At 60.1% G+C, this 15376-nt stretch carries 14 protein-coding genes; 10 read left to right on the forward strand and 4 right to left on the reverse strand.

Annotated features, from left to right (window positions below; all coding sequences use genetic code 11):
• The 6 genes from Q8K08_RS00535 to Q8K08_RS00560 all read left to right on the forward strand — a co-directional run bounded on the left by Q8K08_RS00535 (position 1) and on the right by Q8K08_RS00560 (position 8044).
• Positions 1-717 (forward strand): TrbG/VirB9 family P-type conjugative transfer protein, encoded by a 717-nt coding sequence (locus Q8K08_RS00535; protein WP_305248842.1) that lies wholly within the window; start codon positions 1-3, stop codon positions 715-717.
• On the forward strand, positions 714-2033 hold the full coding sequence (locus Q8K08_RS00540; RefSeq protein ID WP_305248843.1) for a TrbI/VirB10 family protein: 1320 nt from the start codon (positions 714-716) through the stop codon (positions 2031-2033). Before Q8K08_RS00535 ends, Q8K08_RS00540 begins: the two co-directional genes overlap by 4 nt.
• The gene (locus tag Q8K08_RS00545; protein ID WP_305248844.1) at positions 2033-3016 is read left to right on the forward strand and encodes an ATPase, T2SS/T4P/T4SS family; all 984 of its coding nucleotides are present in this window, start codon (positions 2033-2035) and stop codon (positions 3014-3016) included. The genes Q8K08_RS00540 and Q8K08_RS00545 overlap by 1 nt, the downstream gene beginning before the upstream one ends.
• Before the next feature lie 57 nt (positions 3017-3073).
• The gene (locus Q8K08_RS00550; protein ID WP_305248845.1) at positions 3074-5257 is read left to right on the forward strand and encodes a hypothetical protein; all 2184 of its coding nucleotides are present in this window, start codon (positions 3074-3076) and stop codon (positions 5255-5257) included.
• A gap of 2 nt (positions 5258-5259) precedes the next feature.
• Positions 5260-7251, forward strand: a complete 1992-nt coding sequence (locus Q8K08_RS00555) for a type IV secretory system conjugative DNA transfer family protein (protein ID WP_305248846.1) — start codon at positions 5260-5262, stop codon at positions 7249-7251.
• A 196-nt stretch (positions 7252-7447) separates the two neighbouring features.
• On the forward strand, positions 7448-8044 hold the full coding sequence (locus Q8K08_RS00560) for a WYL domain-containing protein (protein ID WP_305248847.1): 597 nt from the start codon (positions 7448-7450) through the stop codon (positions 8042-8044).
• Positions 8045-8200: 156 nt separating this feature from the next.
• Here the strand turns inward: Q8K08_RS00560 and Q8K08_RS21880 are convergent, their stop codons facing one another.
• From Q8K08_RS21880 to Q8K08_RS00570, 3 genes are read right to left on the reverse strand one after another with little or no spacing between them, the layout of a single operon-like run.
• A complete protein-coding gene (locus tag Q8K08_RS21880) occupies positions 8201-8536 on the reverse strand; it encodes a DUF6527 family protein (RefSeq protein ID WP_370870471.1) in 336 nt (111 codons plus the stop codon).
• Complete coding sequence (locus Q8K08_RS00565; protein ID WP_305248848.1) at positions 8536-9930, reverse strand: ThiF family adenylyltransferase; 1395 nt, start codon at positions 9928-9930, stop codon at positions 8536-8538. The genes Q8K08_RS21880 and Q8K08_RS00565 overlap by 1 nt, the downstream gene beginning before the upstream one ends.
• Positions 9927-11036 (reverse strand): multiubiquitin domain-containing protein, encoded by a 1110-nt coding sequence (locus Q8K08_RS00570; RefSeq protein ID WP_305248849.1) that lies wholly within the window; start codon positions 11034-11036, stop codon positions 9927-9929. Before Q8K08_RS00570 ends, Q8K08_RS00565 begins: the two co-directional genes overlap by 4 nt.
• Before the next feature lie 155 nt (positions 11037-11191).
• Between Q8K08_RS00570 and Q8K08_RS00575 the strand changes: the two genes are divergently transcribed.
• The 4 genes from Q8K08_RS00575 to Q8K08_RS00590 all read left to right on the forward strand — a co-directional run bounded on the left by Q8K08_RS00575 (position 11192) and on the right by Q8K08_RS00590 (position 14361).
• A complete protein-coding gene (locus tag Q8K08_RS00575; RefSeq protein WP_305248850.1) occupies positions 11192-11572 on the forward strand; it encodes a helix-turn-helix domain-containing protein in 381 nt (126 codons plus the stop codon).
• Between the two features lie 2 nt (positions 11573-11574).
• Positions 11575-12501: an ImmA/IrrE family metallo-endopeptidase gene (locus Q8K08_RS00580; protein WP_305248851.1), complete on the forward strand. Its 927-nt coding sequence runs from the start codon at positions 11575-11577 to the stop codon at positions 12499-12501.
• A gap of 139 nt (positions 12502-12640) precedes the next feature.
• Positions 12641-13438: a HipA family kinase gene (locus Q8K08_RS00585; protein ID WP_305248852.1), complete on the forward strand. Its 798-nt coding sequence runs from the start codon at positions 12641-12643 to the stop codon at positions 13436-13438.
• Positions 13435-14361: a hypothetical protein gene (locus Q8K08_RS00590; protein WP_305248853.1), complete on the forward strand. Its 927-nt coding sequence runs from the start codon at positions 13435-13437 to the stop codon at positions 14359-14361. The genes Q8K08_RS00585 and Q8K08_RS00590 overlap by 4 nt, the downstream gene beginning before the upstream one ends.
• Before the next feature lie 169 nt (positions 14362-14530).
• Here the strand turns inward: Q8K08_RS00590 and Q8K08_RS00595 are convergent.
• A partial coding sequence (locus Q8K08_RS00595) for a UPF0149 family protein (RefSeq protein ID WP_305248855.1) occupies positions 14531-15376 on the reverse strand: 846 nt, incomplete at its 5' end.

The raw sequence follows: 15376 nt of genomic DNA on the forward strand, positions 1-15376 counted from the left end.
ATGATCCCCCGTTCTTCATTTCTTATGCTGGGTCTTTTTGCCAGCCTCGCCGCTCTGCCCGCCTTGGCCGAAATCGCGCCCAGGCCCGGCAGCCATGATGCTCGTGTGACCTATGCCACCTATCAGGAAGGTCAGGTCTACCGGATCAACACGCGCCTTAGAAACGTGACCCTCGTCGAACTTGGGAGCGGCGAGCAAATCCAGTCGATTGCCATCGGCGATCTGGAAAGCTTCAAGATCGACAAACTGGAACGTGCGAACCTCTTAATCATCAAACCCGTGGTCGCCGGGGCCATGACCAACCTGACGGTCGAGACGCAGCGCAACATTTACTTTCTGCAGGTGACCGAAGGCGGCCGTGGAGAGCCGAACTATTCGGTGAAGTTCACCGTGCCGGGCAGCACGCGTGCAGCGGCCGCCGGAAGCGAGATCCCCCCCTCCCTGCCCATGAGCTACAAGATAATGAAAAAGGGCCGCGCCCAGCCCGGCTTTGCGCCGGTGTCAATTTCGGATGACGGGCGAAAGACCACATTTGTCATCCCGCCCGGTGCGCCGATGCCGACGATTTTCCGGGCAGATGCCAAGGGGCAGGAATACTCGGTCAATTCCTCCGTCCGCGGCACCACCATCACCGTCAGCACCCGCTCTGAGCGTTGGGTGCTGCGCTATGGCGAGGAGTATGTTTGCGTGACCGCTGAGGCGGGGGTCAGCCAATGACTGACGAGACCCAGGCCGAGAAACTCACCGCCCGCATGGAGCGCATGAGGCCGTCTGAGGCCCCGAAGCGCCGCCGTGGCATAAACCCCTACGCGCTTTCCGCCGTCACAGCCGTTGCCGGTGTCGGCGTCGGGGCCTGGCTGGTCCTTGCCGCACCCGACGCCCCTGCCCCGGCACCCGCCATCGAGACGGCCTCAGTCAGCGATTTCCAAGGCGACGGGACAGGAACCGATGGCTTCAGCGTTTCACGGCCAAAGCCGCAAATCGTCCCGGCAGCGCCGGATACCTCTGAGGCGGAGCGCTTGCAGGCAGAGATCGAGGCGCTCAATGCCCAGATCGCCGATCTGAAGGCCAATCCGGTGACCGTCACCGATGAGGCGGCACTCGCAGACCTGAAAGCGCAGGTCGCTGCCCTTGATGCCGATGCAAAGGCGCGTGCGGCAGCGCTGTCCGATCTTGAGCGCGAGAACATCCGGCTTCAGACCGAACTTGAGACCAAGCTGCTGATCGATGGGGACTCTGAGGCTGAAGCCGCGCGCGCCCGGGAAGAAGAATTGGCCCGGCGCAGGCAAGAGGCCGAAATGCTGAATGAGGCGCAGATTCATTCCGACATGGTGGCCCTGCGCTCCAGCATGGACATGGGCGGTGAGGCTGGCACCGCGGCCCCTGCCCCGGGTGCGCCGGGACAGGCGGCCACCGGCGATGATGCGTTTCGCAGGGCCGGGGCCAAAGCGGCCGAAGTCCGGCAAGCAGAGGTCATCGCCGATCCGGCCCATACTGTCATGCAAGGCACTTTGATCGAGGCCGCGCTTGAGACCGCGATCAGCACGGATCTGGCCGGCAATGTCTCAGCTATCGTCAGTCATGATGTCTGGTCGTTTGATATGTCCCAAGTGCTCATCCCGCGCGGCTCGCGGCTGTTCGGGCGATACGATTCCGAGGTCGATGCTGGTCAGCGGCGTGTGCTTATCGCCTGGGATCGGCTGGTCACCACCGACGGGCAGTCCGTCACACTTGCTGCCTTTGGCACGGATCGCATCGGGCGCGCGGGCTTGCCCGGTACTGTACGGAACCACTTCCTCCAGCGTTTTGGCACGGCCGCTCTGATTTCACTGATCGGTGCCGTGCCAACACTGGCAGCCGACAAATATGCGGCCAATGAAGTGGCCTCTGACACCGCCGAAAATGTCGGCACCGATCTCGGCGAGGCAGTCAACACCGTGATGGCCGACTATCTCAGCATCCCGCCGACGATCAGCGTCAACCAAGGCGCGGTGGTGATGATACGTGTCGATGCGGATCTGGCGTTCTACTGATGAGCTATCTCGACACCTATCTTGGGCAGCTCGATGCCGCCCTGTCAGACCCAGCGGTCATGGAACTCGCTATCAACGCCGATGGATCGATCTGGCTGGAGCGCGCGGGGCAAATCCACATGACCCCAAGCGGCCTTGCCGCCCTGCCCGCAAGGGCGGTGCGCGATCTGGCCTCCCAGATTGCCAACTCGACATCGAACACCTTCACGGAAACGGCGCCGCTGGTCTCGGCGGCGGTGCGGTATCGCGATCTGATGTTGCGTTGTCAGGTGGTGGGCACCCCCGCCGTCTCGGGCGGCACGGTGATTGGCATTCGAGTGTTTCGATCCCGGGGGGATATTCGGCGGACGGCCAAATCATTCAGCTTCCTGCGCGGCCAAGAAAACTCCCTGGAAGAGGAGCGCCGCGCGATGGTCGCTAAGATTCGCGCCGGATCGGAAGGGGCGGATGTTGAGGCCTTCTTGGGCAAGCTGGTGTCCGAGCGGCTAAACGTCATCGTCTCGGGCGGGACCTCGACCGGCAAGACCGAGCTGGGCCGCAAGCTTCTGGAAATGGTCGCCTCAGATGAGCGGATTGTTACGATAGAGGATTCCCTCGAACTCCTTCCCGGCCAGCCCAATACTGTCAGTCTCATCGCGCAGCGCGATGAAGGCTCACCCCGCTCGGCCGACAAGCTTTTGCAGGCCACCCTCCGGCTGCGGCCAGACCGCATCATCCTCGGTGAATTGCGCGGGGCCGAGGCAGCGACGTTTCTGGACGCGATCAACACAGGCCATTCGGGGTCCTTCACCACGCTGCATGCCCATTCGGCCCGCAAAGCAATGGACCGGTTAGCGCTTCTCGTGATGGCGCAGGGCACCAAGCTCAGCTTCGGCGAGGTGATCCGGTATCTTCAGACCTCGATCGACGTGATCCTGCAGATGGGCCGTCTCGGCGATCAGCGCGGGATCATGGAGATGTATTTCCCTGGCCTCGACGACTGAAACCGCCGCAGCGCGCGCGCCTTCCCCATTTCCGGCTCTTTTGCCCGTAGGTAACCCATGGAAAACAAAATCAATACAAGCGCGGCGCGCGCGGGAACTGAGCGCAGCGATGCGGAGCGCTCTGCCACCGACCGACCCAAGGAATACTTCTCGGTCCGGCTGACCCTTTCAGGGGCGGCGCAAGAATTCGACGATCCCCGTCTGGCGGGCGAAGCTTTCTTTCGCGCGGATCCGGCCGAACGGCCCTCGGTTGCACACATTGATGGTAACACCGCCCGCACTATGGCACGAACAGAGCTTCATGGCACCCATGAGACCGGCGAAACGCGGTATTTCAAGAGCCTGCCGGATTCACATGCACCCGATGCGGAGTTTCGCGCCGGGTTCCTCAATGCGATGGAGGCCTCGCTGACGGAGCGGTTGGGCAAAGTTGAGCGGGGCAAAGATGGTCCGGCCGTGACCGAGCGGCTCGATACGGGGCTGCGGGATGATCTCGAGGCCTTCGCGCGCCGCGCGCCTGAAAAGGCAGTGGCGCTTTGGACTGACCACAATGACGCGGTCCCACCCGGGCCGACATTGCGCGCGGCGGTGCAAGCCAGTGGAGAAGTGGCGGATCGAGAGTTGGCCGCGTATCAGGATGCCCTTGCCGAAAAACCGCCCGTCATCGCCACCGGCGACTGGGTCACGACCGATGCAAATGTAGAGCTTCGGCCCGTGGCGGCGGCAACTGATCGGGGCATTCACACAGGCTATGAGGCAAATCTGCCAGGAGGGGAGATTGATCTTAAAGTCTCGGAGCGCACCTTCCCTAATTCCCGTGAAGCCCTGCGCCATGCCTATGATTTCTATGAAGGTGGTGAGGAAGGGCTTGAGCTTGCTGTAAAGCGCGCGGCCGAAATTGACCGCGAGTTGGTGGAGGAACCCGACCGCGGGCCGGAAGGTCTTGTCCTTGAGCATCGGCCACAGCCCGAGTTCGCCCGCCCCGAGACCGCCATCTATGCGGGCGACGAGGCGCAGCTTGTGCTGACCCTTGGCCGGGACAATGAAAACACCCGCGATCTGGCGGAGCGCCTCGTCGCGGACCCGGCATTTCGCAAGGTGGTGGCCGGGCATATCGCCGATGCTGAAACCACGCTCGGCACCGGTCGCTTTGTCGACGGCGAAGGCTCCGCCGGATTTCTGCCCGATGAGCTTTTGGCCGTCACTTCTTATGCCCGGGATGGCAGTGCTGAGGTTTTGGCGAAGTTCCCCGATGAGGGTCCGCTCAGTGAAGCCTTGGCCAAGCATCTGGCGCAAAGTCCGGTGATGGCGGCCCATGTCGATGAAGAAAGGCAGCGGAGCGATTTTGCTTCCGACCCGGCGCGGGCAATCTCGGCCTGGGTGGCGCAATCAACCGCGCAGATCGACCGATTGCCGCCTGACCGACAAGACGACCTGCGAGCCGAAATGCAGGGCATCGCCAAAGAAGCGACGGCGGCCTTTCGACTGGATCGGGGGCAGACAGAGCGCGAAACCGAGCCGCGTTCGACCCTTTACAACACCGCCATCACCGCGACCACGCTGGTGGTTGGTGGCGCAGAGACCGAGTTCCAAACGGGCAGTGCCAAATTATTTCAGAGCATGCTTAGCTTGACCGCAAGCGCTGCAGGGATCGACGCCGAAAAACTCCGGAAGCGTCTGGAGACCGGGGCCGCCAACGCCCGCGAGGAGGAATCTTGGGTGAAATCCGATATCGCCGACGTCGCGAAGCGCCACGGCTTTGATCTCGGCAGTTCCCATGGTCGCAGTTCTGCGGCGGAACGGGTGGACCAGTTTTATGAACGGGCTGCTGAACTCATCCACTCAGCGCACAATCGCGCATTGGAGCGCAGTCCTGATCCGCTAATCGAGGCATTGGGGTCGCTGGCACGCGTCCATGCCAACCAAGGCTCGGTCGCCTTCCGCAACGAAAATCAAGCACGGGATTTCGCGGAAGAGATGAAGGAACGCTACGGGGCGTCAGTTCTGAAGGATATCGCCGCGGGCCGGGCCGAGGCACTGGCCAAGGATGTGCCGGACCCAGCCGCTCGGGCGGCTATGGCAGTGGCCGTCGTCTCGGCGGCGAAGGAACATCCCTCACTTGGCCTCAGCGCGCATGAAGCGGAAGCGGCGGAACGCAGAATGGTGGCGCAAGCGGCGTCGCGACCGCCGGAACACGCGCGGGCACATGCTCATGATCGCAATCAAGACCGGGAGTTTTGATCATGCAACGCATTGCATATCTCCTTCCCCTTGGTCTCACGTCCGGCCTGCTGGTTGGTCTCATCGCCGGGGGTCTCGTCCTAAACCTGATCTTGGGGCGCGATCCGAACGCAACTGGCATCTTTGTCCTAATCGCCGAGTTCCCTGGTTTTGCACGGCTGACCTCCGTGCCATGGGTCCTGCCTTGGCAGATCGTCGGCGCATCGACAGTGCTCTTCACGATTGCCGCCGTCGCCCTGACCTTCCGCCAGCAGCTCACCGAATACGGGCAGGCCAAATTCCAGGCGCGCGCGGAGATGAAGGCAAATGGCCTCCTGCAGCCTTTGGGCGCGGGGATGGTCTTCGGCAAGTTGGGCGCGCCTTCAAAGACCGCGCCATATGTCAGCGCCACCTTCCAGAAATTCCCGCATTGCCTCGTCGTGGCACCCACCCGCGCTGGTAAGGGTGTGGGCTATGTCATCCCGAATACCCTTCTCTTCAATGGCAGCATCGTTGTCCTCGACGTGAAGGGCGAGATTTTCGAGGCCACTTCCCGGCACCGACAGGCCGAAGGTGATGCGGTCTATCGCTTCTCGCCCTTCGATTTTGAACATCCAACCCATCGCTACAACCCGCTCGAGCGCGTCGCCCGCATTGCCAATTTGGAACAGCGCTACACCGAACTGGCCAAAATTTCTGACTATTTCTTGACGGTTTCGGACAAGGGGACGGCCGGCGACTTCCTGACCGAGGGACGCGAACTCTTCGTGGCCGCAGGGCTTCTGGCCATCGAGCGGGGCAAACCCACGATCGGCGAGATCAGCCGCATCCTCTTTGGGCGCGGCGCTACTCAGGAAGTTTACGGCGAGCATTCCGAGGAGGTGAAACATACCAACGCGGCCCAGACCTTCCGCAAATTCGCAGGCTATTCTGATCGGACGCTGTCCTCCCACGCCTCAGTCCTTGGTGGCGCGGGCATGACGCTGTGGAACAACCCGGCAGTAGATCGCGCAACCTCCGGCAATGACTTCTCCTTTGCCGATCTGCGCAAACGGCCGATGTCGATCTATGTCGTGGTCAACGCCGATGACATCCGCACTTTGTCACCTTTGGTACGGCTGTTCTTTGGTGAGTTGATCGCCACCATGCGCTCCACCCTCCCCGACCCGAAATCAGAGCCCTGGCCCGTAATGGTCATGCTGGATGAATTTGACCAGCTCGGGCCCATGCCCATCGTCGAGCAGGCCCTGAAACAGCTCGCCGGTCACGGTGCGCGGGTGTCGATCATCACCCAGTCGATCCCCGGCCTCGACAACATCTATGGCGAGAATGTCCGGCTTTCGCTCGAGTCCGCAGCTGGAATGAAGCTTTACCTTGCCGCCAACGACAAGAAAACGGCGGGGGAAATCTCAGACGCTTTGGGCAAGACCACCAAGCTTTCGGTGTCGGATAGTGTTTCGCGGGATCGGGATTTCATGCAGCGGCGGTCAGTCAGTCGGCGCATGGAAGAGCGTCCCCTCCTGACGCCCGACGAGGTGCGGCGGCTGAACCTGGATCAAGCGATCCTCATCCCGGAACGGCAGAACCCGCTCTTGGTCCATAGGATCGTCTACTTCCAGGACCCGACGTTCAAGAAGCTGTTCGATGCCCAAAAGGGTGCCCTGCCCTATCCGCCAAAGGAAGTTGCGGACGTGCAGGTGCTGACCCAACGGATGGAGGCGTTGGAACGGCGCTTAGCCGAAAGGATGGTGGTTGATTTTGTGCGGCCGGAGAAGGCGAAGGCGGAAGTCCCGGTTGAACCAGAGCCGAAACTGGCGGCCGAGATTTTGGCGAGGGAAGAAATCGCGCCAGAGGCCGAGCTAGCTGCAGTCGATACTAAGGTGCTCGTCAAGGTGACACAGGCCGAAGCCATCGCTGAGCCCGAGATTGATCTCGCAGCCTTGAGACCACCCATCACAATCGCGGTCTCAAAGATGAGCAAGTTCTCCAACAACCTCGCAGGCTTGGAACTTTAGTGCCATCCGGGGATCGACTCCGGAACAATTCGCGTACTTGAACAGGCCGTCAGCCTTGTGAATGCGGGCATTTTCCAGGTTCGGAGGCGATGGTTCTACGTGAAAATACTGGACCAAACGACCCCTGCCGTGCGAAGAAGGCAGTCTTTTCCAATGCCCACGAGGATTTGCCATGCGACCCGGTCGCCCCACGCCCTTGTCCCTGACGCGCCGCGCGCTCGGCACCCGGCTTGCTGGATTTGCCGCCGCTATCGGTTTTGGGCAAAGTGCAGCGACCAGCGTGGCAGCCCAACCAGCGTCTGCTTTGGATCTCGAACTGCGTGACGCGGCCCTCAGGGGTCTCGCCTTGGCAAGCCATCGTGGTGATCCGGTGGCCGCAAAAGCTGCCGAAGCAACGCTTGCCCGACTGGCGGAAACCGATCCTGAAGCCGCCCTTCTCGGTCAAATCTACCAGTTGTTGGACGTACGTCCCGCCGCCTATTGGCACGGAGATCTGCCTGCGGCAGCGGCAGCCGATCTTTCCGCACTCCACGGGGCGATCCGTGCCAGCCAGCCGGTGGCCTTCGAATACACCGACCTTTCCGGACAAGAGACAACGCGCACGGTCCTGCCCCTGGCCCTCGTGCATCCGCCCCAAGGGGTGAAGTTACTTGCCTGGTGCGAGGAGCGCAGGGATTTCCGCCAGTTTTTTGTTAGGGCAATGCAGGAGCTGACCCTCAGGGAGGGTGAATTTAGCGGTGATCGGTTGGCACTGCTGCGAGGGTTGCTGGAAAAGGAAGCGGCTCGCGCTTGAGCTTCGGTTGGGTTGACGAAGCCACCGGCCCTTTGCCGACATTCGACATGTTCGACTGCTGCGCGGCGGCGTTCCCGGAAGCGGTCTTTCAACGTGTGGCGCAGAAATTCGTCCGCGGCGTCTGCACCCCAATGAGAGCTGGCTTTGGGGACGAAGTTAATCGCACCAATGAACCCGACCCCGCCGCACCCAAAAGTGTGACCGGCAACCAGTCTTGCGCCACACGGAGGGAGACAATGTCGGTCTGTTCTCTCGATCAGCTCTAACGTCCCAGCGAGGCTTGGCCTCAGCGATGACTAGGAGTTCGATGATGTCTCCGCAACCACAGGGGCAGCGCATGCCTACACACCAGTCCTCACCGTCTTCGCGCGCCAGCACGAGATCACGACGTGGCATGGATTGAGGCAGACTGTCCCCTTCAATCACGATCATTCGCCGCCCAGGTCCGAACTGTGCCCAAACGTCGCGCCACCACTTCCGAATGTCCATCATCAATCCGCCCTCCGCGGTTTAAGTATTGGAAGGCCAAGCAGCGGCTCCAGATTACCACGCGCGAAGAGGCCAAGATTGGACTTGGGAAATGCTTCTTCCGCAGTGAACTCTTCTTCACCCGCTGCCAAGCTGAACTCCGTGCGGGCATAATTCCCGTTGGGGTCTAGGCGGAAAGGGTAAGCTCGCGCAATGAACTCATTCATCGCTGCCGTAGCGACTCGCATATTGAGCGTGATCACTGAGGGGGCCTCTTCAATCATGCCTTTGATATATCCAGCTACGAGTTCGTGTTGGTGGGCGCCGGGAGCCGTAAGGCGTAGGTACTCCGCGCGCAAACTGGCGGGTGAGTACACTTCGCGATCCAGCAGCGTGGAACCGCCCGGCTGAACATAATCCACCCGACCGCATACATCTGCAATCGCCATTCCTCGTGCAGCTTTGCGGAGCGGGATCACCACACCCATGTCGAAGAGAGGAAGCAGGAACGCTTGAGCGATGAAGTCTGCCATTTGGCGAGCCTCAAGCGTATCAACGCAGCAAAATAGTACATCAGCCTGGCTGGCCGCCAGCACCGCTTCCCGGCTAGTGATGGATGCCGGTATGGCAGTCGCGACACCTTCGCCGCGATGACTGGCGACTGCAGAAGCGAACATTTCGACCTTGAGCCGGCGTTCCGCGGCATCAGCCTGGGTAGCGTTCAAAATACGATTCAAGTTGTGGGGTTCGATGCGGTCGAAGTCAATCAGGTCAACTCTGCCGAAGCCCAATCGGGCGGCTTGCTCACCTATGATCGAGCCAGTGCCCGAGACTCCGATCACGACAGCACGCAGGCGCCCCAGCTCGCGGGTCATACCGCTTGTGAATGCGACGGGCCGATCAGTGACTCTGGACGGTGGATGCTCGCTAGCCCAGATCAGGTCGATGTCATCACCGATCACTGACACAAGATTAATTGGCCAACACGTTCCGTCCTGAGCGTACAGGCGCCCGCGCACCCGCCCATCCGGGATCATGATGGCGGAACCGTGAAACGAGCCGAGGGCCTCAAACAGGCCAGGGATCACCCGAGCGTCGCTTTGGTCGTCGGCTCTGGAGAAGTCGAACAGGCCGCCGGGATGGGAGTGGATCAAAATGAGAGACAGATTCTCCGATTCGGCCAGGTCGATCGCCTCTTCGATCCAGAGACCAGGCCAAACAATGCGGTTGGGTTCACGCAGCGCGCAGTCCTCATAGGGCACGAGGACTGCCTTTCGGACCAATAGGCGCTGTCGAGGGCCTGGCACGCGGGCGCAGACAAGGATTGCCGCGGCCTCACAGCCATCGCCAGGGAAGAGATGCCGGCGGACGCAATCAAGCGTCGCTCCGGCGAAGCTGAGCGTCCAGTTCGGCATCATTCCCCGACTTCCTTGCCGAGCGCCGATTCGACGAGCGCCATATGCGTGATGATATTGTCGGACGCAGGATTCCACTCCGAACCCGGCCCACGATGGCGCGACCAGCCATTGTAGGGCACGCCCATAATCGTCGCCGGAATGTGAGTACAGTCGATCGCTCGACCCGACACGAGTGCAAGCGCCGGATAGGTGTAAAACATATCGATCTGGGCGGCCGGGTAAGTCGGCGGGATCTCAAGGGCGAGGCGCGTCTGAGTAACGCTGAAGCCGGCCGGAACGGGATAGTGGTGGATGACCAGCCAACGCCTCCCCCCGTCATTCACCGTCTCCCACTTAAAGCCGGTGCAATCGAGATAGGCTTCATCCACCCCCAGCACGTCAAAGTCCCGGCGAGACGCCGGAGGTGCCTCACCGTTGTTAACTTCCTTCGGCGTCAGGCGGATCTTCTCGATGCCAGGGGTGCGCAGATCGACAACATCGGTCAACACGACTTCGCGCTTCGCCTGACCCGCCACCTTCAGGAACATGTGCCAGCTCTGGGCGACATCGAAGCCGGCCTTGATCATCGCGTCGCTCACGACGATGGTCGGCGTGTCGGACACGATGATCACACCCTGAATGTTGAGCTTCCAGGACGGCTTCCGGCCTACGAAGGCCTCGACTCCGCGCCCGTCCAGATCAACTAGGTCCTGATCACCGATCTCACGATCAGGTTCATCAACCTGCTCGAGGTACACCGCGACGCCAGCAGGCAGCTTGCCGAGCTTGCGAACGATAGCGCCCGAGACAATGCGGCACGGCCACTGGAAGCGCTGACCGTCGATCGTGATGAAGTAGTCGCGATCAGTCTCGACGATCACGAACTGGCCATCGGCTCGTTTCAGGTCCACGGTTTCGCTCGGGCGTATGTCCTCAAGTTCGCCGTTCGCAAGCACCTGCAGCACAACGGCGTGTTGCTTCGGCTTGAAGCCAGCTGCAGCGGCGAGCTGGGCGCCAGTCGGCGTCAGGTCGTCGATCAGCACGTTTCGGTAGGTCAGGGTCTCATCCGCAACCTCGATGCGGCGACGCTTGCCGCGATCCGCGGCTTCTTCACTCAACTCAGTCATTTCGTACTCCAGCTTCTCCGGCCAATCGCCGATGTCGCTAAGATGAGAATGCGTGCTAAGTATGTCAAGCATTAACTTTGCTCGCTTGACGAACTTATCGAGGTAGCCGATATTCTATAGGCCGGACTCCGTGTCCGGTTCGCGGAGGAGCCTGCATGACCGATGATGAAACTGATCAAGCCGCCAGGCCAACCAACCTCGGCCAGATCATCAAGAAGGCCCGTACCGATCTTCAGATGTCGCAACGCGATGTCGAGGAGGCGACCGGCAAGGAGATTTCGAATGCCTACTTGAGCCAATTGGAGAGCGGAAAAATCACCAAACCCTCTCCGCACATCCTATACACCCTCTCGACCGTCTTGGCGGTCCCTTACGAGACGCTGATGGAGCGAGCGGGCTACATCGTGCCGTCGGCCCAACGTCCTGCTGACGTCAAGCATGGGCGGGCCGCAACGTTCGCGGTCGATAATCTAACGGCCGATGAGGAAACCGCCCTCTTGGACTACCTCGCATACCTACGTACCAAGAAGGGCTGATTATGCGGCGACCGGACGACTGTAGCTTAACCCCAAGGCAGCTCGCCCGCGTTCGCGCCGAGGCCGAGCGCGCGCTGCGAGAAGCTGGCGCGCTCGGAGTTTTCCCGACGCCAGTTGAGGCGATCATGACTGTTGCGAAGGTTGAAGAGGTCAAGGAAGACGTCCTTAACCCCAGCTTCATCGACAAGCTTCGGTCCAGCGCTGAGCAGGCGGGCGGTGCCCTCAAGCGCGCTGTGGGCAAAGTGATGGGCCTGTTCCACGCCAGTGCCGGTCTGCTATTCTTGGATCAAACAATGATGGCGGTGAAGAAGCGCTTCGTGCGACTACACGAGTCTGGACACGGCTTCATGCCCTGGCAACGTCCGATGTACGCTTTGGTCGAGGACTGTGACAATGCTCTGGACCCCGATGCGGCTGAGCTTTTCGATCGCGAAGCCAACGTCTTCGCTGCCGAAGTCCTGTTCCAACTCGACAGTTTTCGCGACATAGCCGAAGGGGAAAAGTTCAGCATCTGGACGCCGGTCAAGCTATCGAAGAAGTTCGACGCGTCGATTTATGCGTGCGTGCGACAGTACGTATCCAAAAATCATCGCGCCTGCGCAGTCGTGGTGTTGAACATGCCCGAATTCGTTGAGGGCGATGGCTTCCGCGCCACCCTAAGACGTCCCGTTCAATCTGATAGTTTCACGACAATTTTCGGCGCTCACGACTGGAAGCCTGTCTACACGCCTGATGACGATATCGGCGCGCTGATACCGATCAGCGGCCAAAGGTCATCCGGCCAAAAATCTCTTGTCCTGCTGGACCGCAACGGCGACCGCCATGAATGCGTTGCTGAATCCTTTACACAGACCCACCAAGTCTTTGTTCTCATCCATGTGATTAAAACGCTAGCCGCGCCGCGACCTATTTTCCTCAAAGCGGTTTAGACTGCCTCCGCAAGCACCGCAGCAATGTCGCAGGCGGATAGGCCAAAGTCGCCTTGATCCGTTTTTAGTTGCCCGCCTCGGGTTTAAGCGGTTTACCTGCATACTTAGTGACAAGATCAACCTATCGCGCAGGAACGGCATGGCGGAAATCAACTTCGCAACAGTGTTGCTTGGGGCGGCAGGCTTCACGGAAGGCAACGTCAACGAGACGTATCGTGGGCAGGTTTTACTTCATGGCGGAGAGATCAGGCAGGCAATAATCAAGGATCTCGATCTGATCCAGCTCTGCAACGAGCTACTCGCCTTTTGCCTGGCCCGTCGGCTTGGCCTGCCCATCCCCGACAGTTTCCTTGGGTTGGTCCGTCCCGACATACTGAGCGTGAACAAGGCACCTGCACTGCCTGATGGTTCCCGTTTGGTTTTCGTCAGCACCGATGTGAAGGTACCGAACGTCACATTTCGGCTTCGCGCGTCAACACCGATAGGTAAACGTGCCATCATCGACCAAATCTCGAAATGGCCAGACTTAGGCAAACTCTATGCATTCGACGCTTGGATTGCCAACATTGACCGCCATTGCGGCAATCTTCTTTTCGGCAGCGTCGGGGATACATGGCTGATTGATCACGGCCATTGCTTCACTGGACCGACTTGGGGACCATCCGATCTCGACCCCGCCAAAGAGTTTGCCAGTCGGCTGTCCGAGTGGATGACTCCTTTCCTGAGTACTGATCAAAAGGATACCCGACGCACAGAAGCGCAAGCTGTCGAGGCTGCGCTGGCGGGGTTTGATGCCGAGGAACCTACTAAGTCCAGCCGCGTGGTGGATCTGATGCCGATGGATTATGTTGACGCCCTAAAGCAGTTCCTGACGCAGCGCAGCGCTCAGGTCACTTTCCATGCCAGCAAGGCGCTTAATGTGCCGGTGATGTTATGACCCTTCGACTGGACACCAGCCGCTTCCCTTCACTGAAAGAGAGCGTCCGCGCTCATTGGGCACCGATCCTGCTTGAGCCAATTTCAGGATCTGATGAGAGATTTGTTATCGGTGTTGCTGCAGCGAATGCCAATGGATTTCACGTCGAACTTGCGAACTGCCATGAAAAGATAACATGCTTCTATGGCGAAAACGCGCCTACCATCGTCAATGCAATCACCTTGGCTGGCATGTGCTTGCTTGAGGACCTGGCGGAACGGTCGACTGAGGCGCTGTTCTCTCCTGACCCTCCGGTTTCCGGTGTTACAATTGGAAGGTGTCGGGAGTCAGAAGGAGCTAGCTTAGAGGCCTTGACCCAAAGCTGGATGGCTGCGCTTTCGTCTTTGTATTCACCTCGCACCAGCCACGATGTGCAGTCCTTGACGACGTTGGCGGTAGGTGATGCCGAGAGCCAACGGGCAGGAGACCGACTCCCCTTCTTGGTATGCGATTTCGTCAAATCCAAACGCGAAGGCTTCGGGGAGTATTTCAGTACCGACATCAGAGAAGCGCGCGCCCGGCGTTCCAAGGGTGGAAGCCACCGCGTCGTCATTGATTTCGCGGGACCTAGGCTGGTCGCCAATTTCGGGACACTAAAAGCTGGCGCCATCACGAACTCGGTGCATCTGATCAAACGGCGTCTATGGGACCTCAAGGTTGAGCGCGATCGGGAGCCGCACAGCATCTTGGCTAGAGCACATGAGATGATCCTGCATCGCCCGCCAAAGGATGACCCGCAAGTTTCTGACCAACAGCAAGCCAACATCAGCGAGGCGCTGGAAGACCTTGAACAGCAGGCCGATCAAGAAGAATTGCGCCTGCTTGCGCTCGATTCAGTTCAGTCCATTGGCAACCGCGTTCTGCAATACGAATTGGCGGCATAGTTGTGCCCGAAGGCAGTGTTGACAATTTGCCAATCCACAGGAAAAGCAGCGCTCGCGCTCACCGCGCCGCGTGCTGCTTGAGTGACTGCTTTTCGGTTTCGCTGGACCTACCTTGCCGCGCTGCCGTCAGGCTTCTTCCCGCCCCTTTTCGACATTCGAAGTCGTCCCGCTAGCGTATATTGCGCTCCTGTCGGAGTGCGACCAGCGCCGCAAAATCAGCCAAATCCGTGCTTGCCAAGCCAGCGCTCACAACCTCGAAGAGCCGCCTGTCCTCCTTGGTCATGCCCTTCTTGGGCCAAGCCGTTCGAAACTTCCCCATGGCTTCCGAAAACCCGCTCCACCATTCCACCTGCCCCTTCTTCGAGCGAGAAGATATTGCGGCAACGAGTTGGTCAGGGACAGAGGCAACATCCGAGACCGTCTGAGCGCGCATCATGAGAAGGTCCATGAAACGCTGGAATTGCGACGGGTTGATCCTTGGCAAGACCGGCTCCAGAACTGCAGGCAGCCATTGGTTTGGCATGATCATCTGCGGCGCGATCACAACGCCGGTCATATAGCCGTCAAGCCAGTTCACCGAAAGCTCGGTGCCCCGCAGCAGGGCTGCGACTTCGCCCTTCATTTCGGGGGTGGGAGCCTCCTGCGCGAGCTCTTCAAACGTCAAGCCTGGGTCGAAGTCTGGATCATCTCGGACCCAAGCTTCAATCGTCTGTTCGTGCACATCAAGCATCACCGGGATCGTCTTCAAACTGCGACCTTCCAGCAAGGCCATGGCACAGGCGGCAAAGCCTGCCGCATCCGGGTGGAGGGCAGTCTCCAGCACATCCGCAGACCGTGCCAGAATACGCGCCCACCAATCGCGTCGGGTCTCCAGCCATTTCCAAAGCGCCGTCTCTGCGGATTTCGCGCTACGCGCCTTATCGAGAACGGCATGGGCAGCATCGCTGTCTTCGAACCAGCTTTCGATGGTTTCGTGGCGATCCCACCACTCCTCGCTGGCGGTAATCAGATCGCC

It is taken from the genome of Pseudotabrizicola sp. (genome assembly GCF_030684215.1).
Taxonomy (GTDB): Bacteria; Pseudomonadota; Alphaproteobacteria; order Rhodobacterales; family Rhodobacteraceae; genus Pseudotabrizicola.